Source organism: Janthinobacterium lividum (assembly GCF_034424625.1).
GTDB classification, from domain to species: Bacteria; Pseudomonadota; Gammaproteobacteria; order Burkholderiales; family Burkholderiaceae_D; genus Janthinobacterium; species Janthinobacterium lividum.
This window is the reverse complement of sequence record NZ_CP139977.1, coordinates 224570-250931: the sequence shown is the minus strand read 5'-3', so window position 1 is coordinate 250931 and position 26362 is coordinate 224570. Positions and strand designations below refer to the sequence as shown.

The window sequence follows — 26362 nt, the reverse complement described above, 5'->3', positions numbered from 1 at the left end:
TCTTCTCCAAAACGATCTCCCTTACAATAACTTTTCCAAAATCTCGGACAGTTGGTCTTCGTCGAGGTCATCCAGCGCATCCGCTTGTTGTTCCATAGCGGCAGGCTGCGGCGCCGGCCGCGTCTCATCCAGATCGATTACCCGCATGATGTAGGCAACTAGACTTTCGACATTGGGATAGTCGAACACCACGGTTGCGGGCACCCTGATACCGAAGTTCTCTTGCAATTTGGATTTCAGCTCGATCGACATGAGCGAATCGAAGCCCAGTTCCTGAAACGGTTTGTCATCCGCAAATGGACGGCTGTCGTCCAGCGCCATGATGTGCCGCGCGATCGCGCGCACGCGCTGTCTGACCGCCTCTGGCCTAGCCAGCAGGGGTAATTCCTGCAACGCGCGCACTACGACAGAGGCGACCGTCACGGACTGCTCTCCCTTGGCGGGCAGACGCAACGCCAGCCAATCCTCCACCAGTGCCGGTGGCTTGCCGTGCCACTGGTTGGCAAACACCGGCCAATCCACGTCAACCACGCCGAGTTGAGCACGCTCGGTGGCCATGGCACGCTCCAGGTCGACGATGGCCTGGGCCGGCGCAAGGCGGCGCAGGCCATTTTTGCTGCCACGTGTTTCCTGCTTCGAGGCCATGCCGATACCGTCCCAGCCACTCCAGTTGATTGAGAGTGCGGGCAAGCCTTGGCGGCGCCGGAACTGCGCCAGCTGATCCATGAAGCCGTTGGCGGCGGCGTAGTTGCTTTGCCCCGCAGCCCCGAACAAGGAAGCCAGCGAGGAATACATGACAAAACAATCCAGCTCCAGTTCCAGCGACAAGCGATGCAAATGCCAGCTACCGAGCAGCTTGGCTTGCATCACCTGCCCGAAATCATCGTTGTCCAGAAACTCGAAGGTTCCATCCGCCAGCACGCCGGCGCAATGGAAGATGCCGCGCACCGCGCCGCTCCGTCCCACCTCGGCGAACAGACCGGCTAGCGCCTCGCCATCGGCGACATCGCACGGTCGGTAGTCGATGCGCGCGCCGGTGATCACGTGCAGTTCTGCGAGCTGTTGCGCGATACGCGCATCGGCCGTACGCCGGCCCACCAGCAAAAGGTGCCGGGCTCCCTTCCCGCTCAGCCAGCGACAGGTTTCGACGGCCAGATCGCCCAGTCCGCCCGTCACCAGATAGATACCATCATCGTGGCAACGGAAGCTCGGCAACGGAATCGGTGACGGCAAGGGCAGTTCCGCGATGCGCAGTACATGGCGGTGGCCGCCGCGGTAAGCGACCCAGTCGCCGCCTGCCGCGGACAACTCGGCGAGCAAGGCAGGTGCGTGATGCTCGAGCGTGGCACCGTCTGCGTCCAGCATGCTGACCACGCGCTCCGGCCACTCCAGGCTCAGCGATTTGCAGAGGCCTTGGGCGAAGCCATACAACGGTGAACCGGCACCCTCACCGGCGACTAGCGGATGGTGTTCCGATATCACGCAGAAGCCGATCGCCTTGCCAGCCGAGGAAAGCGCCTTGCTCAGACGGGACACCCTGCGGGCCGCCATCACGAGGGAAAATGCATGATCAGCCCAGCAAGGCGTAGCGCCACCCAGATCGGCTACCGGCGGAAGGCGGAACAACAAGCAAGCTGCGCGTTCACCGACCGCTTGCAGTACCGCTGCATCGTCGCAGGTCGAGGCGTCAAGCCCCCCATCCGCCGCACCGAACGAATGCCAGCGTTGGCCAATGGCATCTTGAGCGCTATTCAGGAACACCAGGATCGGCTCAGACGAGATGGAGCGATCATCCTGCAACGGGCGCGCCACCCACTCTTCGACCAAATAGCTGGAACCGGCTTTGGTCTGTCCAATCTGCTGCTCACTGATGCGCCGCGTGACCAGCCCCTCGATACTCAGGAACGGCAAATGGCCAGGTTCAGCTACGGCCAGATCGTGCACGAAGCTGCCACCGTCGTCGTCCTCGTTCACCAGTCGCGTCACACAAACGACCGGCTCGCGCGCCGACACCTCCGGGCGTACTCGTGGCCTCACCGTCAGCCGATCGATCGCCAGCGGAATGGTGGCTCCCCCCATGTGGCTGCGCTCGGGCTGGTCGGCTAGCGTGGCCAGCGCAATCGTCTGGAGCAGGGAATCGAGTTCACCTGGCACCAGCAAGCCGTTCAGGGGTGTCGTCCACGCGACCTCTGCCACGGAATGGCCAACATATTGCTCGATCGACGTGATGCTGCGGAAAGTATGTGCGAGCCGAATTTCCGGCGAATACAGGCGGTCGTAGAAGGCCTCGCCATCAATACGCGCCACGGCCGAACCCGATGCCGGCCCTTGCACCGTCTTCGGGGCCACAGTGGCAGCGTGGGCGTGCGCACGTAAGTGACGGCGCGTACGCCCCGATGCATCCGACAGCACTTCCACGCTGTAACCAGCATCGCCCTCTGGCAGCCGGCTGAACTGATAGCGCACCACGCCATTATCGTCATCCACGACCAGCGGCTCCTCGCAGAGCACGTCGACTAGTTGCCAGGCTTGCTTGCCGCGGAGGTCGTCGAGCATGCCGACAATGAGGGCCAGATGCGCGGCGGCGGGCACCACCGGCTTACCATGCACCAGATGGTCTTCCAGGCGGAACGGCGGCTGCTGCGCGTAGTCCAGCGCATACACGACCTGGTGCGCGTCCCTTGCTCCCAGGCGCAAGCCGAGGGGCGCCGCACGGCGCTTGTTTGCGGGTGGATTCAACCAGAAACGTTGGCGCTCGAACGGATAGGTCGGAACCCGGCCGACGCTGCTCGGGTAAGCATCCCGGGCGCCACCAGAGGCTGCCCCGAGCTCCAACAGGAGACGGTTGAGGGACTCTACCGCCACCGCTGGCGTAGCCGCCTCGATGACCTGCGTATGCCGTAGCTCGACGCGACGCCAGGCTTGCGCGCGGAACTCCGCGTAGTGCTCCGGCGGTAAGTCGGCAAGGACATCGCGGAACACACGCATCAACTCCACAAGTGCCATGTGGCTTGCTGCCGAAATGCGCAAGCCCGCCGGCGGTAGCCCCCGTGAAGCCGGCTGGGTAGGCACCGGTGCGGACTGCAACACGACGTGCACGTTGGTGCCGCTGAATCCGAATGAACTAACAGAGGCATACTTGATGCCGTTGCCCGGCCAGGCCTGCACGTTGGTCGGTATGTGCACCAATGCTGGGTCGAGCTTCACTTCCGGGTTGATTTGCGTGAAATGTAGGTGCGGCACGATCGTCCCGTGCTGCAGACATAGCACAGCCTTGATCAGCCCGGCGATGCCGGCCGCCGCCTCCGCGTGCCCGATGTTAGTCTTGACCGAAGATATCCACAGCGGCGCTTGGCGCGCGACACCATCGACATACACGGCCTGCGCCGCAGCCATCTCGATCGGGTCGCCCAAGGGCGTGCCGGTACCATGCGCTTCCAGCAGTTCCACCTGCGCTGGATCGACCGAGGCATCGGCCAGTGCCTGACGCAGCACGCGTTGCTGTGCTTGTCCATTCGGTGCGGTCAGCCCCTGACTGTGGCCATCGTGGTTCGCCGCAGTGCCCCGTACCACCGCCAACACTTGATCGCCGTCGGCCAGCGCATCGCCCAACCGCTTGAGCACAACCATGCCGCAGCCTTCGCTGCGCACATAGCCGTCCGCGCGCGCGTCGAAAGTCTTGCAGCGGCCATCCGAGGCCAACATATTTCCTTTGGACAACAACACTGACGTTTCCGGCGACAGCAGCAGATTCACGCCACCGGCAAGTGCGATGTCGCACTCGCCGGTGCGCAGCGACTGCACCGCCAGATGCACGGCCATCAGTGAGGACGAGCAGGCAGTGTCCACAGCCAGCGCCGGTCCCTGCCAGTCCAGCATGAAGGCCAGGCGACCGGCGGTCACGCTCAATGCGTTACCAGTGCTGTGATGGTGTGACAACGCCTGCGCTTCGGTATCGAAGCGGCGCGCGTAGTCGTTCGGGCCAGGGCCGACAAAAATGCCACCAACCACGTCTTGCGCTGCGAAATCGTAGCCCGAGCGCTCGAGCGCCTCCCAGCCAAGTTCCAGCAGTAATCGCTGTTGCGGATCCATGCATTGCGCCTCACGCGGCGTAATGCCAAAGAATTCGCAATCGAAAGCATCGACGTCGTCGATGATCCCGGCGCGCGCCGTGACCAATGCGCCTTCGCGCACCAGTTGCGAGGCATCCCAACGCAATGCATCGACTTGGCCTACCAGGTCACGGCCCTCCAGCAGCGCGGACCAAAATGCCTCGGGTGAATTGACTCCTCCCGGAAAGCGGCATCCTATGCCCACGATGGCAATATCCTGTTCGCTGGCCGCAGCCACGCTGCGCAGTGGCATCGACGCCGATGTACTGTCCTCATTCAACAGCGCATGCAGGTGGCGCGCCAGCTTGCCAACCTGTGGAAAATCGAACAGCAGATGCGTCGGCAACTCGCAACCGAGTTGCCGCGCCAGCTTGCCACGCAGTTCCACCAATGTCACCGAATCCATACCGAGTGCATTCAGGGTTTCGTCGTCGCCGATCGCCTGCGGATCAGGCATCGCGAGCGTCGAGGCGATGGTTTCCCTGAGCAGCGTTCCGACCGCGTCTAAATCCCGCCGCACATCAGCCGCTGGCGTCACTGCTACCGGCGGCAACAGCGGGCTTGCCGCGGCGGCGCCGGGCACGAAGGCCTCCAGCAGCGGACGCACCAACCGTCCCTGGCGCGCGTGGATCGTGCTCCAATCGAAGCTGGCGACCATTGCCAATGGTTCCAACTGCGCGAACCACTGCGCGCTACGGATCCGCAACTGCACAGGATCAACCGGCACCACACCGGCACGCAGCAGCTGGCGGGCCGCGATCTCGCCACCGGCCATGCCAGCGCCGGCCATTGCCCCCAGGCGCAGGCTCACGGCTGGTCGTCCCGCCGCGCGCCGCTGCTGTGCCAAGGCGTCCAGATACCCATTTGCGGCTGCGTAGTTGGTCTGGCCGGGCGCCCCCAGCACGGCGGCGATCGAGGAAGTCATCAGGAAGAAATCGAGTGCCAGGTCGCGGCTCAGGTGATCTAGCAACCAGGCGCCGCCGGCCTTGGCGCCGAAGGCGCGGTCGAACGCCTGCGCATCCATTTGCCTAAATCCGGCATCCGCCAGTTGCCCCGCTGCGTGAATGATACCGGCGAGCGGCGCGTGCGCCTGCGACAACCGCTCGAACAGAGCGTGCACCGTATCGGGGGCGCACAGGTCGACCTTGTAGACGGTCAGTCGCGCCCCGGCTGCCTCGGCCGATGCCCGCAATGGCGCCAAACCCGCATCGCTGCAGCTGCGCGAGGCCAGCACGACATCGCGGGCGCCTAGCCCGATCAACGCATCGGCAAACACCAGGCCCAGCGCGCCGGTGCCACCTGTGATGAGGTAACTACGATCAGCACGCAAAGGTACTGCCGCCTGCTGCTTGGCTGGCCGCACTTCGGCCAGGCGTGGCACCAGTGCGTGCCCGTCCACCACCCGGCGCTCCCAATCGGCACCGCGATCGATACCAAGCTCGCTCAACAAAACCTGGGCGCGTGCGCCGCTTCCCAGGTCGGCGTCCAGGCCAGCCAGCGTCAGCGTCAGGCCAGTTTCCTCCTCGCGCAAGCAGCGGCATGCGCTCGCCAAGCTGGAACCCATCGGCAGATAGCCTGCTGCGCCGTTGTCGACGACACAAATCAGGCGCGGGCCTGGCGCGCCGGGTGTCGGGGAAACCAGCCCCGCCAGCCGGATCAGTGCATGCACGGCTGCGGCTGCGGGTGCCTGCGCCCGCTCGTTCACGCTGTGGATCACGGCATCGAATCCGGCCAGGTCCAGATCGACCGGCAGTTTGGCCGCGGCGAAAGACAGCGTCACGACCGACGCCCCGGCTTGTGTCAACTGCCGGGACAAGCTGCGTGCGAACGCTTCATCCTCGACCAATAGCAGCCAATGGCCGCGCACCGGAACCACCGATCCCGACAGCGGTGCTGCGATCCATTCGACCGCGTAATCCTGCGCCGAGGGGATGATGGCGGCGCCGCTGACGTCGGGTAGCCAATAACGCTGGCGCGCAAACGGATAGCTGGGCAACGGCAGCAAAGGATCGCCCTGCGGCGGTTTGCGCGGCCAGTGCAGAGGCATTCCTGACATGTACATGCTACGCAATGCCTCTGCAAAGGACGTTAGGTCGTCATTGCGTTGAAGCAAATTGCGCCACTGCGCCATGGTCGCGATGGGCAGCATACGCGCCATGCCGATGATCTGTTCATGCGGACCGATCTCAAGACACAAGCGAGTCAGCGCGGCCGTCCAGTCGTCCTCCACAGCCAATGCTGCCATGGCTTGTTCGAACAGCACCGGATCGCGCACATGCTTAACCCAGTAGGCCGGGTCGGTCAGCTCGCTGTCGGCGACGCGCCCCAGTGCAGACGATATGAAGCCGATCCGCGGCCTCGAGAACTCAGTTTGCCGCACCACTTGCTCGAATTCATCCAGCATCGGGTCCATCAGCGGCGAGTGGAAGGCGTGCGAAACAGGTAGCGGCACGCACCGCAGCCCCTGTTCCTGCGCCAGACGCGCTAGACGCTCGATGACAGCCGGCTCGCCCGAAAGCACGTGGTTATTGGGACCGTTGATCACCGCGATCACCACCCCGGCGCCGCCTTCGCGCACCAGCGCGTCGGCCCGCTCGCGGTCGGCGAGCAAGGCCAACATTCCCCCGGCGGTACAACGCTGTGCCATGAGGCGGCCGCGGTAGACGATCATGCGTGCTGCATCGCGCAACCCGAACACTCCAGCCACCACCGCCGCAGCGTACTCACCTATGCTGTGACCCAGCACAAAACGCGGCTGCACGCCGAGCGATAGCAAGAAGTGCGAAAGAGCATATTGCAAGCAGAAGATTGCCGGCTGGGTGTACTCAGTGGCATTCACCCCGGCGACCTCGCCCCATATCACTGGCAGTATCGAACGGCCAAGGTGCGCTGACAACTCGCGGTCGCAGCTCTCCAGCAGTGCACGGAACGCTGGCTCGGTATCAAACAACGCCCGCCCCATCTGTACGTATTGCGACCCCTGCCCCGTGAACAGCCACGCCAGCGCCGGCGCATGCGACACGGGCGTGGCAGGTTCGCCACGACAGGCTGCCTCCAGCTGCTCGATCAGCGCCTCTCGGTCCTTGGCCACGAACCCGGCGCGCCAGGGATAGTGCGTGCGCCCGGCATTCAGTGCTTCACATGCCTCGCCCCAGGCACGCTCGCCGGCAAAAAAATCCCTGTTGCTGGCCAACAGCGTCTTAAGCGCTACGGGGTCTTTCGCCGAGATGCCGAGAAAGTGCGTCAGTGGCGCCGTAGCGGCCGGGTGCGTGCTGCCATCGCCCGGCACGGCACTGCAGGCATCCTGCAGGATCAAGTGGGCATTTGTGCCGCTGAAGCCAAAACTGCTAACGCCTGCGTAGAACGGCGTATCCGGACCAAACACCAGCGGGACTGCCTCGCGCACCACATCCAAACCGGCATTCCAGTCAACGTGCGGCGTGCGCTCGTCCAAGTTAATCTGGGCCGGAAGCAGACGGTGCTGCAAAGCCAATACGACCTTGATGACACTAGCGATGCCGCTGGCCGCCTCCAGATGGCCGATATGCGCCTTGAGCGAACCGATCAGCAGCGGTTCGCTCCGTTCCTGGCCGGCGCACAGTGCCTGTTGCAAGGCCCTGGCCTCGATCGGGTCGCCCAATGCGGTACCAGTACCGTGTGCTTCGACATAGCGGATGGCGGCCGGTTCGAGCTTGGCTTTCTTCAAGGCCTGCATGATCAGGGACTGCTGCGCATAGCCATTCGGTACGGTCAGGCCGCTGCTGGCACCGTCCTGGTTCACATGGCCGCCGCGAATCACCGCCAGCACCGGGCAATTTTCTGCCAGGGCATCGGACAGCCGCTTGAGCACGAGCACGCCACAGCCTTCGCTGCGTACCATGCCGTCGGCCTTGGCGCTGAAGGGACTGCAGTGGCCGCTCGCGCTTAGTACCTTATTTTGCGCCAGGGCAATGTTCGGCTCAGGCAGCAGCAAGCAGTTCACACCGCCGGCCAGTGCCGTATGGCATTCATCGTTCACCAAGCTGCGGCAGGCCTGATAGATCGCCACCAGCGAAGAAGAACACGCGGTGTCGATAGCCAAGGCTGGACCATTGAAGCCGTAGAAATACGCTAACCGGCCCGCCGCCGAATTCGTTGAGGTTCCGGTCACGGAATAGGCATCCTGGCTCGACTGGCGCTCCTTGCCGAAGGTTAGCACCGCATATTCACTGGAACTGATGCCCACGAACACGCCAACAGCCTGGTCGCGCAGCGTGCTGGGCGGCAAACGCGCATGTTCCAGCGCTTGATAGCTCACTTCCAGCAGCAGGCGTTGTTGCGGATCCATCTGTTGCGCTTCGCGCGGCGAAATGCCAAAGAACTTTGTGTCGAACAGATCCAGGTCGCGCAGGTAGCCGGCACGCCGGGCGTAGGTCTTGCCAGGCGTGCCAGGTTCCTGCGCGTAATAGTCCTCGATATCCCAACGCTCTCTAGGAACTTCGGACACCGTCTCGCGTCCCTCCGCCAGCAATTGCCATAAGGCTTGCGGGCTGTCGGCGCCAGGCACCCGGCAGTCCATACCGATGATTGCAATTGGCTGATCGAGGCGGGCGGACAACGCCTCGATCTGCTGCCGGCTCTGCCTGATGATATCGTGTTGCTTGGCCAGCAGATCCGTGTTCGCCTGTTCCATTAAATATCCTCCAATAATGCTTGCATGGCCCGCAATTCGGCCTCGATGTCTTTTGGATTGACCTCGCCGCTACATTGTGGTGGCTGCGCCGCAGGCACTGCCTTCTCATTGGTAGCCGGTTCGCCCCCCCCCTGCCGCAAGCGACTCGCCAACCATCCACGCAAGCGAGCGAGGTTGGCATTGTCAAAGATGTCAACCGAGGAGACGGTCTGCCCTGTGTGTGCGGACAGCTTTTCGGCGAACGACATCGTCAGCAAGGAATCCATCCCGAGATCGTGAAAGCCGGTGTGCAAATAGGAGGCGATATCGCCGCCGATGCCGAGGAGCCCGCCCAGTAGCTCGAACAACTGGCGTTCGAGGAAGGCTTCGCGCTGCGCGGGTGGCAAGGCGGCGTACTCGCCGAGAAAGTCGGTGGCAACATGCTGGTCACGCACCGGGCGGGCGCTAGCGCCGGTACCGACCTGGTCGAAAAACCCCTCCAACCAGCTGGACCGGTAGATCGTTTTCAAGCGTGCCCAGTCGATGTCGAGCAGCGCGGACTCGGCCAGCGGCAAGGGCTCGCTCAGCAACGTGGCGAGCTGGTTTACGTCAAAGCTGCGTACGCCCACGCGCAATGCGGCATTCTTGCCCTCCGCCTCCAACATGCCGCTATCGACCGGCCCGAGTTGCACTAACGAGGCCGCTAGCCCCTGCGCGCGCCGCAGCTGTACCACCCGGTCGGCGAAGTGATTGGCCAACACGTAGTGCGCCTTCTGCTTGGCTCCCCACAAACCGACCATCGTGGTGAGCACCAAGAAAGATTTGAGCTCGCGTGGCGCCTGTATGTGCAGGTACCAAGTCGCGGCCAGCTTGGCGTCGACGACCTCGCACAGGTCGCCGCGCTCGCTGTCGCTCAGCAAGCGATCGCCACCGACGCCGGCCGCGTGAACTAAGTGATCGATCGGCAGGTTTCCGGCGTGCAAGCGCGCGAACAGGGCCGCCACTTGTACGGGGTCGGCAACATCGGCCTGCACCGCCTCCACCCGCGCGCCCAGTCCGCGCAATGCCTGCAGGCGCGCTTGCTGCGCTTCGCCGCCGATGCGCCGTCCGACCAAGATCAGTGCGTCCACCCTCGGCGCCAGCGCCCGAGCCAGGGCATAGCCGATGCCGCCCAGGCCACCGGTGATCAGCACCGTACCGTCCGCCAGCGAGACCGGCATGACGTCGGCTGGGGAAAGCGTCTGCTGGTACCGCGTCATCGGCAGCAACTTGGGCACATATGGCAGCCCGCCGCGCACCGCGAGGTAGCGCAGCGACCCAGGTTGTCGGATGTGCGCGAGCACCCTGGCGATGTCGCCCGCTTCGCCTTGTAGGTCCACGGCACCGCCGATGCGCCCCGGGTACTCGAGTGCGGCGCATTTGAGCACCCCGGTCATGACCGACTGCGCCAAGCCAGCCAACCGATCGCTGTCGTCCACCCGCTCGGCGTGCGTGGTCACACACCACATCCGGGCTTGGCGCGTCGCCTCGCTGCCCAGCCACTGGCGGCAAAATGCGATCATCGATTCATAGATCTCCTGCGCAGCCGGCACGAGGTCGGCATTAGCAGCGCCTGCTGTACCAGGGAAGCACACCAGGTAATCGAAGGACACGTCAAGGGGCACGCTGTCCGGCGCGAGTGCAGCATGCCAGGATAGATCGATGCAAGCCATGCCTTGGTGCTCGAGCAGCTCCACACACTCCCTTCCCTGACCGTCGTGGATGACCAACCAGCGCTCGGCGCGCGCACTACGGCCGGCTTGTGCCACGATCAAGGACTCGGCGCTGAGCGCATCGGGCAGCAGGCTGCACACTGCATCGAAGCCCTGCGCGCTAAGCTGCTGCTCCCATTGATCGTGCCTTAGGACGGGATAATCCGGCCGCAACAAGGAATCCTCGAAGCGCCACCAGCCTTCGGTCATACCGAAACTGAGATCCGCACTCAGCTGTGCTTGTGTACACTCACGCAGCAGAAGGTAGCCTCCGGGCGCCAGCAAGTCGCGAACATTGCGCAGAGTCTGGCCGATCAGGCGCGTGGCATGTAGAACGTTGGCGGCAATGACGATGTCGAAAGTCCCCGGATCGACATGCTGCCCAGCGACCGGCTGCTCGATGTCCAGCAGGCGATATTCGATAAAAGCATGCTTGCCGAACATCCCGCGTGCCCGCTCCAGGAACAAAGGCGATATGTCGGTATAGCAATAGGTCTCCACGCGTGTGTCGCGCAAGGCATCGAGCACGCAGCGCGAGGTGCCGCCGGTACCCGCGCCGATTTCCAGGATGCGCAAGGGCCGGTCTTTTCCGAGCGTCGCGGTAACTTGGGCAAGCTGTCCGTTGAGTGCCAACGAAATCGGTGACTCGATGTAGACCGCCTCGCTGCCCGTCATCGACGCGCCACCAAACAGCACATCAAGCGGATCGCGCTTGCCCGTCAGGACCTCGGCCAGTGCCGTTGTGCAGCGCTGCAGAAATTGGGTTTCGGACCTGTAACGCGGATAATTCTCCAACAGCGCGACGAACTGCGCCTCCGGCGCCGCGTCACCCGAACGGTCAACACGCGCCAGCGTGCCACTCAGATGTTCGAACAGCCTGCGCTGGGCGGGAACAATTCCGCAGCGCTCCATCGCCACTTGCGGCGACGCATCCTCGGCGCGCCACCCGAGCGCGCCCAGCACTTCGGAGATGACCGCCTCGCAGGCTTGCTCGACCCGTTGCCGGTAGGCGTTGTAGTCGGCCAGCCCGTAACGCTGGCCCCAAGTCGCGGACGGCTCGCAACGCCCGAGCAGTTCAGGTAGCGTCACGAAGTCGGGGCGCCTCACCAGCACTGGAGGCAGCGGCCAAGACGTCAACTGCCATCGCTGCGCGTAGAAGCAGCTCGGCGCGATCGGGCCATTCGTCAGCGACGTGCCAGGCAAACGCTTGAAGAAAACGTCTGTGAGGCTTCCCAAGGGGCGCTCCATCACATCGGCGACGACGATGTCGAATCGATATCCGTCCGCGCTTTCCTTGCGGAGCAGGCGCACCCGGAGCGCAGACGGCAGCCGCTCTGCCAGGCTCACCTCGCCGATGGCGGCCAGCAGATAGATGCCTTCGGCCCCGCTGCCAACCGCACTAGATTGGAAGCAGCCGTCGAGCAGGATGGCCATGCGTGCCAACGGATCGAACGATGACGCCTCGTCCAGCGCAAGCTGGCCTTCCAGCTGATCGTCCGCCATCCGCAGCTCTTTTACGCAGCGAAAATCCTTGCCCAGCTCGACGCCACTGGCCTGCAGACGGGTATACAGGACCGTCAGATCCAGCTTGCGCAAGCCGTCGGCAGGGACCACATCGGCCGGTGCCGCCCGATCTATTTCCGGCAGGCAAGTTGCACTAGCGTGCCGGATCCATGACAATTCGGGCGTATCCAGCTCGCGGCTCCACATCACCGCCTCGACGCCCTCCTTGCCCGGTTGCACCACCAGCAGATAGTCACGCCGCGGAAGATCGATATCAACCGGATGGTGAAAGCCGACCGCCGCCAGGGTTGGCACGATACCACCGAGCACATCACCAGCCAGGCGCCGTATCAGGTCAATCAATAGGGATCCTGGCAACAGGCGACGGCCCTGCACTTTGTGCTGATCGATGAAGTCGAGCCAAGGCACGCTTAGATCCAACGCATAAGCCACTTTACCGTCTGGCTGCAGGATCTTGCTGCGCACCAGCGGATGAATGCGCTCCTCGTGGCAACCATTGCTGTTAAGCAACATAGCGATACTCTGAGACTTGAACGTCTTGCGCTCGAAGCGGCGGCGGGGGAAATCCACCGCGACGGCCTGCCCTTGCTGCTGCAATGCCGACCAGGCGATGTCTGCGCCGCAGGTGAAAAGCACCGCTAGTGCGCGCCGCAGTTGTGCAGGGCTGCCAAGCACCTGTAGTTCCGCCGATGGGGGCAGCGCGAGCGGTGGCGTGCATTGTCCCAGCACGACCGCATCCACCATCACCTGCTGGCAGGCCGTTATCGGATCAGTGGATCGATCCTTGGCGGGATCGGGCGACAGGCCAACGTCAGCGTCGACCAGGACCAGCCCTTCGTCACCCGTAAAATAGGGCAGCCCGGCGGGTGCCGGCACGCCTGTCAGCCAGGCGCGTACATGCGCGGCCTCGATTCCCTGCAAGATGACCTGTCCGGGGAACACGCCGAATGAAGAAAGCAATGCCAGCAAGCCACGATGCGCCTCGGCGCAACTGGACAGCGGGCGCGTGCCGGATCCTGCCATGAGTGTCTGTCCGGCCAACCCTTCCAGGCAGCCAGGGTCATCGTGGCACGACAAAAACAAGACGATGCGGCTGCGACGCCGCGCGGAATCGCGCGCGGCCATCCCCGATCGCAAGGCATGTGCCAGTCCATCGGCGCTGCGCCCGGTTACGGCGATGCGCTCCCCTAGCGGTACCCGCCGCTGCGTCGAAGTATGGCTGATCGCCGCCAGTGCCGTCGCCGGTTGTGTACGTAAGTAAGAGATTGTGTCTTCGACATGCAGCTGCAAGGCCCGTGGCGATTTAGCACTGAGCGCCAATACGAATTCATTATCCGGCATGCCTGCATCGATGGGTGGCGCGGGCTGCATGGGTGGCGCCGCCACGATGGCATGCGCATTGGTGCCGCTAAAACCGAAGCTGCTGACGCCCGCGCACAAGGGACCGTCGCTCCTGCCTGCCAAGGGAGTGTGCTGGCGGGCAATACGAAACACCTCGTGGTTCCAGTCGATCTTGGGGTTGAGTTGCTCGAAGCCGGGCTGCGGCGGTGCTTCGCCATGTCCAACCACCAGTGCCGCCTTGATCAGGCCAGCTATGCCGGCGGCGGCTTCGAGATGACCGAGATTGGCCTTGACGGCGCCGACCTGCAAGGGATGACCGACATCGTGCCCCTCACCGAACACTGCCGCCAACGCACGCGCCTCTATCGGGTCTCCCAGTCTAGTACCGGTACCATGCGCCTCCACATAACTGATGTCGCCCGGCGCCAGCCCCGCCTGGCGCAATGCAGCGCGGATCACCGCTTCCTGGGCCGAGCCGTTGGGCACAGTCAGGCCGCTGCTGTGGCCGTCGTGGTTAATCGCCACGCTCTTGATAAGCGCATGAATTCGATCGCCATCGGCAAGCGCGTCGTGCAGTCGCTTGAGTACCAGCACGGCACAGCCTTCGCTGCGCACATAGCCGTCGGCACGCGCGTCGAACACATGGCAATCGCGTTGGGTGGTCAGCATGCGCGCGCGCGACAAATTCATCCCCGTGTGCGGTGTCAGCAGCGCGTTCACGCCAGCGGCAAGCGCCATCCCGCAGTCGCCTTGTCGCAACTTGCGGCAGGCTTCGTGCACCGCCACCAGCGAGGACGAGCAAGCGGTGTCGATAGACATGGAAGGGCCGGTGAAGTCGTAGAAATACGACAAACGGCCGGCAGCCATGCTGGGCGAGTTACCGGAGGCCACATAGGCATTCGCATGCTGTGCGTCCGCCAGCAAGGCCATGCCGTAATCCTGACTGCCGATACCAACAAAGACGCCGGTATCGCTGCCGCGCAAACGTCCGATCTCGATGCCTGCATCTTCTAGCGCCAACCAGCTTTGCTCGAGCAGCAAGCGCTGCTGTGGATCAAGGTTCTCCGCCTCGATCGCCGACATGCCGAAGAACTCGGCGTCGAAATCGTAGATCTTCTCCAACATGCCCGCATAGGGCGTGACCAGTTTGCCTGTTGCGGCGTAGTCCGGATCGACGAATTGCCGATTGCTCCAGCGCTCCTGGCCAACTTCGGCGACACCGCTGCGGCCAGCACTAAGCAAATCCCAGTAGGAATGCACGCCATCGACGCCGCCTGGAAAACGACAAGCGATGCCAATAATTGCGATGTCGCACTGCTCTCGCTGCTCGTAGGCGGCCAACTTATCACTCAACTGCCGGATCGTCTTGATCGACTGTAGTAACAGGTCCTTGTTCGCTTCGGTCATGATGTCGCCCCCAATTGATTCAAGCGTTTGATGTCCTCTGCCAGGATGCCCGCCAATTCTTCTTCGGCCAAGCCATCCATTCGCTCATCCTCCGTGTCGGCTAACACCACCTCGGCCTGAAACAGCTGCCTGAGGGGACCGGCGGCGAGGAAGGCGGCCAGCGCGGCGGTCGTCGGGTGATCGAAGACCGTGGTAGGAGGCAACGCACTGCGTAATTCGTTCTCAAGCCGTTTTTGCAGAAACGTCGAATGCAGGGAATCGATACCCAGCTCGGCGAATCCATCCTGATCGGAAATCACACTGACGCTGGCAAGGTTCAGGCAGTCGGCGACCATCTGCTTGAGCAAGTCACGCAGCAGGCGCAAGCGGCGTTCCTGTGCTACGCCCGCCAGCCGATGCGCCAACGAGGGCTTATCTTCGCCCCCTGCTTTTTCTTCCACCGATAAATGCAGTCCGGTGCACAGCGGTGTGCGCGGCGCAATCGAAAAATAGCGCTCCCAGTTCATCTGGAATACGCCAACCTGGGCCGGCACGGTGACGTCTTTCGTACCCATCGCCAGCAGTCTCGCCAACACAGGAAGGTAGGTGCCAGCGCCAAACGACGCCAGGCCGAGGTTGCGGTAGCTCGATGCCAGACCGGCACGACTCGCCATGCCGGTACCGGACCACGGTCCCCATTGGATCGCCAGGCCCGGAAGGCCGAGTGCGCGGCGGTGCACGACAAGGCGCTCGGCAAGCGCGTTGGCCAACGCATAACTGGCCTGGCCCGCCTGCCCCAACAGCACCGTCAGCGAAGAAAACACCACGAAATACTCCAGCGGTTGATGCAGCGTCGTCAGGTGCAGGTTCCAGGCCCCGACAAACTTCGACCGTAATACGGCCTGCGCCCGCTGCCAAGATTGCTGTTCGATCAAGTCCTCGTCGAGCGTGCCGGCGCAATGAAATACACCGGCCAGCGACGGCATTCCGGGAAGTACCGCCCCCAGCACCCTGCGCATGCCTTCCAGATCCGACAGATCGACGGTCAACGCCTCGATACGCGCACCGTGGCGGTGCGCCAGCAGTTGGAGTGCCTGTGCCTGTTCCGCGTTCGGTGTACGGCGATTGAGATTGATGATATGGCGTGCGCCGCGTTCTAGGAGCCAGTCAATCAGGCTCGCCCCGAGACCGCCCAGGCCGCCGCTCACTAGGTAGCTACGGTCCGCCGCCAGCACAAGTGCGTCATCCGGCGCCAACGCCACACGCTCCAGGCGTGGCACTTCCACGCCATCGCGCGACAGTACGCACACCGGCTCGGTGGTCGCGAACAGCCAGTCCAGATGGTGCTGCAGCCGGGATACAGCGTCACCTTCGCACTGCACCAGGGTCGCACTGAATCCCGGGCGCTCCTTGGTGCCGCAAGCGAGCACCGCCGACCACTGCGAGACCGAGTCGCCGACGAAGCCGCCCGATGCGTCGAACACCAGCAGGTGCCCCATCGCAACCGGCGCAGTCAGCAGCGACGCCATTGCCGACCACGTACCGGCCATGCCGTCCAGCCAGCCGGTGGCTCTGTCGACCAGAGGCTGGAGCGCTTCCAGGCAAAGCACAACTCTGTCGAACGAACCGCGCAGGTCGGCCATCTCGTCGTGGCCCGCCTCGACAATGCGTACGCCACGGACCAGCAGGGCTTCACGTACGCGGTGGTAGAGTTCTCCGGCGCCGTGCGGGCGTATCAGTAATACATTACTGACCAGCTCGCCGGGTTCAACCTCTGGTGCCTGCCAGCGCCGGACGTAACAGTCGGGCACATTCTCCAATAGCGCAGGCAATCCGAATACCTGGGCCAGACCTGTGCTGTCGGGTAAGCTGCGTTCGCTATACCAGCATCGCACGCGTGCGAACGGCCGCGCAGGAATGCGGCGCGAGATGCCATCGTCTCCGCGCTCGACGATCACATGCGCATTGGTACCGCTAAATCCGAACGAGCTGATCGCGCCCAACAGCCTGCCGCCGGCCTCCAGCGGGCGCGCCACGCTGGGAATCTCAATGCGATCGCTGGCTTCGATGAACGGGTTAAGCGTGGCATAGTGCAGCTGCGCCGGCATGACGCGCTTACGCAAGCTGAGCACCAGCTTCAGCAGACCGGCCAGGCCGGACGCCGATTCGGTGTGACCGATGAATGACTTCAGCGTACCCAGTTGCAGCGGCGTGGTGCGGGGTATCGGGTCGGCATACACGGCGCGCAGCGCGTGATACTCGATCGGGTCCCCGAGGCGAGTGCCCGTGCCGTGCGCTTCCACCAGCGCCACTTGCTCTGCCGTGACGCCGGCATCGCGCAGCGCGGCACCCATGACTTGCTCCTGCGCCCGGCCACTCGGCGCCGTCAAGCCGCCGCTCCTGCCATCGCTGTTGACCGCGCTGCCACGGATAATCGCATGCACCATATCGCCATCCGCGCGCGCTTCAGCAAGGCGCTTCAATACCAACACAACACAGCCCTCAGCGCGGACGTATCCGTCGGCCCGCATGTCAAACGCCGCGCCGCGTCCGTGCTTCGACAATGCCCCCGCCTTCGCGAGCAACACAAACGATTCGGGCGCGACCAGAGCATTGACGCCGCCCACCACAGCCAAGGCATTGCGGCCTTCACGCAGATGGCGCACCGCCGCATCCAAGGCGACCAGCGAAGATGAACAAGCAGTGTCGTATGCGATGGCCGGGCCCTGCAGGCCGAACACGTGCGCGATCCTGCCAGCGATGATGTTCATCGATTGACCAGTGGGCATCAGGCCGGTGTGCTCGCCGTCCATCACGGACCGGCATAACGGTCCATATTCGTTCTGGCCAATGCCAAAGAAGACCCCGGCGTCGTTGGTACCATTCGCGTCACCGCTCAACAGGTCAGCGGGATCGATGCCCGCATCCTCGAACGCGCGCCAAGAAGTCTCCAGGGCCAGCCGCTGCTGGGGATCCATGAACTGCGCCTCGCGACGCGACAGATGGAACAAGGCATGATCGAATCCAGCGATATCGTCCAGGTAGCCGCCAGCCATGTTGCACGCCTTGCCAGGCGCGTCTTCGGCCGCGCTGTAGCGTGCCAGGTCAAAACGGTGAGCGGGTGCCCTATCGATGGCATCCTCACCGGTATGGTAGGCCTGTTCCAAGCGTTCCCACAGTTGCTCGGGCGAATCGGCGCCCGGCAAAACGCAGGCCATGCCAATGATAGCAATGGCACGTTCATCGACACCTTGTTCGGCGACGGGGTGCTGAACCACCAGCGTCGGTGCAGGGTTAGCCTGCGACCACTTTTCCGACAGTTCCTTGGCCAGGGCATCCAGGGACGGATAATCAAACACCACGGTCGCTCGGCAGTCGATACCCAGGCGGTGGCGAATTTTCTGGCTCAACTCGACACTAAGCAGCGAGGTCAACCCCAATTCACGCATCGGACGCAGCTCGGCACCGTCGCGCAAGGGCTCACCCAGCAACTGGGCCACCATGTCGCGCAGCAGATCCAGCGTCTGATTGTCGCCGGAAAAATCCTCATTCTGTGGCGCCGTTGTGGCGCCGCCAGACGGCAGCGGTGTCGTGCCGATCTGTTGGTGGAACCAGCGCAGATGCTTGTCCAGGCCCAGACTTTGCGCATAGCGTGGCCAGTCCACATCGACGGCTTGTACTTGTGCGCGCTCGACACCAATCAAACGGTCGAGCAAGTGCAGCGCGCGTGCGGGTTCGATTAACCTCAGGCCCAGGCTTGCGTATGCCTCCTGGTTCTGCTTGACAATCATACCCACGCTCGCCCACGGCCCCCATGCGATGCTGCGCGTCAGCCGCCCGTGACGATTACGGTGGGCGCTCAAGACATCGAGAAAGCGATTCGCCATTGCGTATGGCGCCATCGACGCGGTCCCCCAACTACCCGCAATCGAGGAAAAATAAACTTGAAAATCAAGCGCATCCTGACGCGTCAGGGTGTCCAGGTACAGGGCACCGAGCGCCTTGGCACAGACGACGCGTTCGATGCCGGCGCGATCGAGTTGCATTAATGGCACCTGCGCACCGCTCCCGGCGGCGTGAAAAATGCCGCGCAACACGGGCTCTCCGCGGCGCAATACCGACAACCCCTGTGAAACAGAATCGACATCGGCGAGATCGACTTCTATCAGGTCAATTCGCGAACGCGGGTATGCCGCCCGCCAGCCCGTCAACAACGGTTCCGATGCCGCCATGGAGTGGCCGCCACGGGCGAACACGACAACGCGCGCCACCCCCCGTGCCAGCAGATGGTCGACTAGCGCGCTGCCAACCCCGCCCAGGCCACCAGTTACCAAATAACTTCCATCCGGGCGCAACGGCGCTGGCGGCGGCAACGCTTCATCTAGGCGTTCCAGCAGCGGCACGTAACGCACGCCGGCGCGGTAGGCGACTTCGTCGTCCGCACCATCGGCTATTTCCGCAAATGCCAGTGCCAGTGCCCCCGGCTCACCATCAATATCGACGCAACCACCCCATGCGGCCGGATGCTCCAGCGACAGCGACTTGCCTAGACCGACCAGCGGAGCTTGTCCTAGATCGACCGTCCAGGTATCGTCCGGCAGGCATTGGCCCCGACGGGTAATCAACCACAGGCGCGGCGCGTTTACCAGGCCGGTCACGGCCGTGGCCAGCGCCAGTGCCGTACACCAGTGATTGAGCAAGATTGGTGCTGGTTGCGAGGCGTCGGTCTCGACGGCGGAATAATAGGCCACCACATCGAACTGGCCGGCCTGGCCGCGCAAGCGCTCGGCAAGCAGTTCTGGCGTCCATCCCAGGCTAGCATCGATCTCCATGCAGCTCAATTGCATGTGCGGTGCGAAAGGGATAGTCAGCGGTGCCGCCGCACTGTCGGTAATCAGCAACATCCGGCTGTGCTTGGGAGCGGTCGATACCAATGGCATGGCGCACCAACGTGTCTCGTAGACAAGGCTGTCGCCGGATGTCGCGTCGACTGACTCATCAGGCCTCAGCTGCAGGATCTCCTCGCGCAGCGCAGCGGCAAGCGCAATTAGCTGAGGCTTGGAAAGATGTTCGATCTGGTCTAAAAAAGGTGGCATAGATTCTCTCTGTGGCTATGTGGCAGCACTGGTTTATTCCGTAAGCAGTTCATCGATCAGCCTCTGGATCGAGCGCTCGCCACCGACCAATCCCTGCGGTCGCGAACAGTCACGGTGCTCGAAGGGATAGGTCGGCAAGACATGCCGCCTGTATCCCTCTTGCTTGAAATACACTGCCCAATCGACCGCTCGTCCACCGGCCCACAAGGTGCCGAGTGCACGCTGCCACGCCTGCTCGTCCAGGCCGACTGCCGCATCCAGAAAGTTACTGGATACACCGGCGCTGTCGCGCACGCAGAGCAACGCACCATAGTCGGCGACCCGCTCCAGTGGCAGCCCTCCCAGTTGCAGCGGCGCCGGCGGCGCACCGCGCAACAGGCTGCCGATGGCATCCGTCAACGCCGTGCCGCCCCACACCGCGGCGCCTACCAGCCACATGCTGTCCCGGTAGAGAATGCGGTCCGGTTGCACACCCAGATCGCTTAGGCACCGCGCCGTGGCATAGTGCAGGCAGAACCACGCCAATTCGGGGCCTTCGTGGCCCGGTAACAGGCCGGTCTGCACATGCAGCGCCGCGTGTGCCTCCTCGAGGGCCTCGGTGAAACAACGGTGCCCGCGCCACGGCAATGACCCGACGGTGGGCGGCGCGTCACCGGCAACAAACCGGACAGCGACCTGTTCGATCGCAGGCGGCAAGTCCAACGCTGCGGTCGACAGGGCCTGCAGCTGAGCAAGCAGGTCGTCACGGTCGCGCGGATACAAGCACAGGCTGTGCTCGAAACGACCGCGGCCAACCAAGGTCGAGTAACAGATGTCGCCCAGGCTGTCGTCTTCGGACACCGGCAATTGCTGTAGAAATTCGATATAACGCTGGCCCAGCGCAACCAGCGCCGGCCGCGTCTGCGCCGACATCGCAAAGATCCCGCCGCTGCGATGCTCCGGCCGAACCGTCCGATCCTCGTAGGCGGCCACGATCAGGTGCGCGTTGGTACCACTGAAACCGAACGAACTCACTGCGCACACCAATTCACCGCTTTCCCCCAGCGTCAGCGGCTGCACCGCTGTCGGAATACGAATGGTTTGCGGATCTATGCTCAAGTGCGGATTTAACGCCTTCAAATGCAGCGTGGGCGGTATCATCCGATGTTTCATCATCAGCAATACCTTGAGCAGTCCGGTCACACCGGCCGCACTTTCGCCGTGCCCGATATTACTTTTTACCGCACCGACAAACAGCGGGTTGCGCTCGTCGTGATGCACGCCGTACGTCTGTTTCAACGCCGCCATTTCGATTGGATCGCCAAGCTGAGTACCGGCACCGTGCGCTTCCACGTAACGCACCGCAGACGGGTGCGTGTCGGAACGCGCCAATGCCGTTTCGATCAACGCCGCCTGTTGGCGACTGCTGGGAGCGGTGATTCCCTGACCTTGGCCGTTCTGGTTGACGGCCCCTCCCCGAATGACACCCCAAATGACATCGCCGTCCGCGACAGCATCAGCCAGACGCTTGAGCAGGACCATTCCGCAACCGTCGGATCGCACAAAGCCATCGGCCGCTGCATCAAAGCTGCGGCAGCGTCCGCTCGGAGACAGCATGCCCGCCTTCGACAAAATGATGTTATTGGCCGGAGCAAGAATCAGATTGACCCCGCCAGCCAGCGCCACCCGGCATTCGCCCTGACGTAGGTGTTGTGCGGCGACATGCACCGCCACCAGGGAGGATGAGCAGGCGGTGTCGATCGCCATACACGGCCCCTGCCAGTTCAACTGATAAGCGATGCGACCGGGGATCGCGCTGATGTGGTGCCCTGGCCCCATCAGGCCGGTCAGCGCCTTGGCATGACGCTGCGACAGGTCGGCGAAGTCCGATGGCCCGGGACCGATGAAGATGCCGGCACTCGCCGCAAGGTCTTGCGGCGTATAGGCGGCCGACTCGATGGTCTCCCATGCAACTTCCAGTGCAATACGTTGCTGCGGGTCAATGTACTCGGCCTCTCGGTCACTGATACCGAAAAACCGATTGTCAAAACCATGCACGTCCGCAAGTTGACCGCCATCATTGGCGTACATCTTGCCCTCCTCAGTACTGCCCATGGAGTAGAAACGCTGGACGTCCCAACGCGATCCGTCGAACGGTCGGACCAGATCAAAGCCACCGATCAGTTTCTGCCAGAACGCATCGATACCGTCGGCACCGTCCGGCATACGGCAGCTCAAACCGATGATGGCGATGGCGTTGTCGTTGACCACCATGCTTGGGGTGGCCTGACGTAGCGGCGCATCCGCTTGCGCCCGTGTCGGCGGATTCTCCACCTGCGCGGACTTACCATGATGCGTGCGCAATTCATCCATTAGCAAGCGCGACACGGCGGCAATAGTTGGCGCGTCGAACATCAATGACACCGGTAGCTGAAGTTGCAACTCGGCAGCGAACCGGTTGCGCAGTTCCACGGACAGCAGTGAATCCATACCCATTTTCTGCAGCGCGCGGGTATGCTCGATGGTATCGGCGCGATCGATCGCCAGCACCTCGCGTACCGTCGCTTCCACATGTACACTCAATTGTTTCAGCGCATGAGCAGCGCTCTGCCGCAACAGTTCCCGGACCAGCTCGGACCCCGGCGCAGCCGGGCCATTGCCAGCCGCTGGCGCCACAGCCGTGGCGCCACGCGTGTAGTTGTCAAGGAGCGTTAGCGGTACGCGCTCCGCAAGGTATGCGGCGATACGAACCCAGTCGATGTCCGCGATGACCGCCTCCGGACGCTCGCCCTCCAGTACCCTTTCCATGGCTTCGATGGCCGCACTCGGATTGAGCATGAGCAACCCGGAACGCAAGATCTTGTTCTGGACAAGTTTATTGCTGACCATGCCCACTTCGGCCCAGGGCCCCCAGTGGATTACCGTGGCTGGCAAACCTTGTGCGTGGCGCGCACGCCCAAGCGCGGCGACGAAACCATTGGCGCTAGCATAATTGGCCTACCCTGCCGACCCAATCAGGCTGGCGATCGAGGAAAACAGTACGAACAGTTCGATGTCCGTACCTTGCGCCAAGCGATGCAGGTTAAGCGAGCCGGACACCTTTGCCCGCATTACACGCTGAAAATGGGCTAGGCTGAGATTTTGCAGTGGCGCATCGTCGAGTACGCCCGCGGCATGGAAAATCCCACCCAGCGGAAGCCGGGCGGCATCCAGCAGCCGCGCGCGGATAGCCGCATAGTCCGTCACGTCCGCGCACACCAGCGTGGCCGGCACACCCTCGCCGACCAGCGCGGCCAGCATCCCGGCCACCACTGCGTCTTCGTCGTCGCGACGCGATAGCAGCAATACTTGGCCGGCACCCTTGCGCGCCAGCCAACGAGCGACCTCCTGGCCAATCCCGCCCAGACCACCACTAATCAGATAGGCGCGATCGCCGCGGACGCGGACGTTCTCCCGCTCGCCCGTTTCACCAGCGACCAGCCGCCGAACATAGCGCCGCCCTTGCCGGAAAGCTACATGATTTTCCTGATCATCGGCGCGCAAGGCCGTCACGATCTGCGCGCACTGCTCCGCCAGGCCAATCACCGGGCTCAGATCGATGCTCCACGGGCGCCATTGCGGCTGCTCCATGCCAAGTGCCTGCACGAAACCGTCGACCAGTCCATCGGCCAGATTAAATGCTGAGTCGCTGATGACGCTTTCCACGCCTTCCGTGACAAAACCCAGCCGTAGATCGACCGCGGTGTCGATTTTGAGCAATGCCTGGGTGACATGCAGCAAGGCTTGCACCGTGGTCTCGGCATGCATCGCAATTGCCTCTTGCAGGACGGGGTCACCGCTCCACGCTGCATCCAGCTGTGCTGGTGGTGCCAGCCAGACCAGTACATCCAACGGCTGTCCTGGATAATCCAGGCCCAGCGTGACATCGGCCAGCACACGCCCGATCACGGCTGGAGCGTGCCATCCCGTAGGCAAGTGCCGCCATTGCACCCCCTCGGGCATGACGATTTCGCCGGCTAGTACGGCAGCATCGGTCAGTACAACCCGCCGGCGGGCTGCTGGCAAGGGACGCATGGCATCGACGGCAGACTCTTGCCATTGCGGGACGTAGCAACGGCGCGCATCGGCCGTGGCTGCGCTCAGCTGCTCCACTTTCGCGTTACGCGGCCAGTATCGCCGACGCTGGAAGGCATAGGTCGGCAGTACCAGCCGCTTGGGACGAACCGAGCCATACAACGCCGCCCAGTCCAATTTCAATCCGGCCGCATACAACGCCGCGAGAGTGTCGTCCCATGCGTTTTCCGAGTTATCGTTAAACAAAGACAAGCATCCCGATTCCGCGACTTCGGCCGGGCCGGCATTACCAATCGCCAGACGCAGCCAGCTCTGGTGCGCGGTACCCGCCAACAGCGACATTGGAGTGGGTTCCTGTAACCACGCCTCACGCGTCGCCGGGTCAGCGAAGAGATTGATCCGACTCTCGCCGCTGCCCGCATCGACCAGGCTCAAGTGCGGCTGCGACAAGCGCCAGTCACCTGGCAGACCGGCGCGTGCCGTGTCTGCCGCCAGATAGGTCAACGCTTGCTCAATGCTCACCATGCCCGCCGCAGTGGCGGCGACGAGCTTGCCGACAAAATCCAGGCCCGCGACCGCGGTCGGTCGAACACCGGCTGCGAGCAAGGTTTGGTAAATTGCGTAGTTCGCCAGATAGGACGATGGCTCGTTACCGAGCGCAGCCACGCCGGCCGGCACCTGGGCCATCAACGTCTTGAATTGGCCGGCGAACGCCGAACTGGAGCGTGCCAACCGTTCTGCCAAGGGTACTGCCTGAGCGCCCAACGCACCAAAGATCAGCGCGATCCCCTCCCATGCCCGTTCCTGCCCGCGTAAGCAGCCGGGCAAAAGCTCGGCTCCTGAGACGGCGGCGTCCAGCGCCGCACGCAAACCGTCGACATTGTCAGCGACCAATGCCACGCGTTCCTTGAAATGATTGCGGCCGACCTGACTCGTGTAGGCGAGCGCATCAAGCTCAAGCGGTTGCTGTAGATAATCACGGTAGCGAAGCAGCAAGTCGCCTAAGGCGCCTCGACTGTTGGCCGATATGGTAAGCAAGCGCGGGCCACGCCATGTCGATGCCACCGGAACGGCCGATTCGACATTGCGCACAATCGCATGCGCGTTTGTGCCGCTGAACCCGAACGAATTGACCGCCCCGTAGCGGCTCCTACCTGCTCCACGCCAAGGCTGGTAGTCCTGGGCAATCTGGACACCGTCACGCAATCGGATGTAGGGATTGAGACGCGAGAAATTTCTTTGAGGGACGATGGAGTTCTCGGACACGCACAAGGCCAGCTTGATCAGCCCGGCGATACCCGCGCACCCCTCGGAATGTCCAATCAGCGGCTTCACCGAACCGACCATCAAAGGTGCCGCGCTGCTACGCTGCTCCCCGTATACCGTCTGGATCGAATTCATCTCGATCGGGTCACCCAAAGGCGTTCCGGTGCCGTGCGCTTCGATATAACTCACTTGTGCAGCGTCCACCCTGGCGCTTTTTAATGCGTCGCGCATCAGAGCGATCTGCGCTGCGGTGCTCGGCGCAGTCAGGCCCTGACTGCGGCCATCGTGATTGACCGCTGTGCCGGCGATGGCAGCCAGGATGGGATCGCCATCTGCCAGCGCACGCGAAAGCCGTTTGAGCACCACGATCGCACACCCTTCGCTTCGCACATACCCGTCTGCGCGTTCGTCGAAGGTCCAGCATTGGCCGGTCGGCGACAACATGCGTGCATTCGAACTGACGATCGAGGCTTCGGGCGACAGGATCATCGAGCTGCCGCCGGCCAGAGCCACTTCGCACTCGTCCTTCAGCAGGCTTTGGCAGGCCAGGTGCACGCTCACCAGCGACGAAGAGCACGCCGTGTCCACCGTCATGCAAGGACCCCGCAGGCCAAGGAAGTAGGCCAGTCGCCCGGCACCGACGCTAAATGCCTCGCCCGATGCATAATACGGTGAGTGCCTGGCATCGGAACCGATGATGTCCGGCGCATTCAGGTGCAGGTAATCCTTGTTCATCATGCCGATAAACACCCCGACGGCACGCGCTTCGAGTTCCCCGCTGGCATGACCACTGTTTTCGATCGCTTCCCATGCCACTTCGAGCAGCAGCCGCTGTTGTGGATCCATCGATTCGGCTTCGCGCGGCGAAATGACAAAGAAATCGGCATCGAACCCGTCGATCTGATCAAGCAAGCCCAGCGACCGGGTATGGATTTTCCCTGCGGCTTCCGGATCTTCATCGAAGTACGCGGCCATGTTCCAGCGTTCGTCGCGCATGTCTGCGATACCACTGCGCGCGTTGCGCAATAAGTCCCAATAGCCAGCCGTATCGACCACGCCACCCGGAAAGCGGCAACCGACACCGACGATGACCACCGGGTCGTCGGCCGCCGCCGGCTGGTTGTTGGCCGCATCATAGTTCGACTGCTTAAGCTTAATAGCCAGCGCCATCAGCTGATTTTT

General features: G+C 63.1%; 4 protein-coding genes and 1 pseudogene. All 5 read right to left on the bottom strand.

Features of this window, described 5'->3' with window-relative positions; genetic code table 11:
• Positions 1 to 21: 21 nt before the first annotated feature.
• Entirely contained in the window at positions 22 to 8784 is an 8763-nt protein-coding gene (locus tag U0004_RS29410; RefSeq protein WP_070259622.1) for a type I polyketide synthase, read from the bottom strand.
• The gene (locus U0004_RS29405; protein WP_070259620.1) at positions 8784 to 14786 is read right to left on the bottom strand and encodes a type I polyketide synthase; all 6003 of its coding nucleotides are present in this window, start codon (positions 14784 to 14786) and stop codon (positions 8784 to 8786) included. The genes U0004_RS29410 and U0004_RS29405 overlap by 1 nt, the downstream gene beginning before the upstream one ends.
• Positions 14783 to 19861 carry an SDR family NAD(P)-dependent oxidoreductase gene (locus U0004_RS29400; RefSeq protein ID WP_081345866.1) on the bottom strand — a complete coding sequence of 1693 codons (5079 nt, stop codon included), beginning with the start codon at positions 19859 to 19861 and terminating at the stop codon, positions 14783 to 14785. Before U0004_RS29400 ends, U0004_RS29405 begins: the two co-directional genes overlap by 4 nt.
• Before the next feature lie 33 nt (positions 19862 to 19894).
• Complete coding sequence (locus U0004_RS29395; protein WP_147284987.1) at positions 19895 to 22729, bottom strand: type I polyketide synthase; 2835 nt, start codon at positions 22727 to 22729, stop codon at positions 19895 to 19897.
• An 18-nt stretch (positions 22730 to 22747) separates the two neighbouring features.
• Positions 22748 to 26350, bottom strand: a pseudogene (locus U0004_RS29390) (type I polyketide synthase); the annotation flags it as partial.
• Between the last annotated feature and the right edge of the window lie 12 nt (positions 26351 to 26362).

Excerpts from the sequence above, each read along its gene's own strand:
- U0004_RS29410 (WP_070259622.1), bottom strand. The coding sequence starts at position 8,784 with ATGGAACAGGCGAACACGGATCTGCTGGCCAAGCAACACGATATCATC.
- U0004_RS29405 (WP_070259620.1), bottom strand. The coding sequence starts at position 14,786 with ATGACCGAAGCGAACAAGGACCTGTTACTACAGTCGATCAAGACGATC.
- U0004_RS29400 (WP_081345866.1), bottom strand. The coding sequence starts at position 19,861 with ATGCCACCTTTTTTAGACCAGATCGAACATCTTTCCAAGCCTCAGCTA.
- U0004_RS29395 (WP_147284987.1), bottom strand. The coding sequence starts at position 22,729 with ATGGTCAGCAATAAACTTGTCCAGAACAAGATCTTGCGTTCCGGGTTG.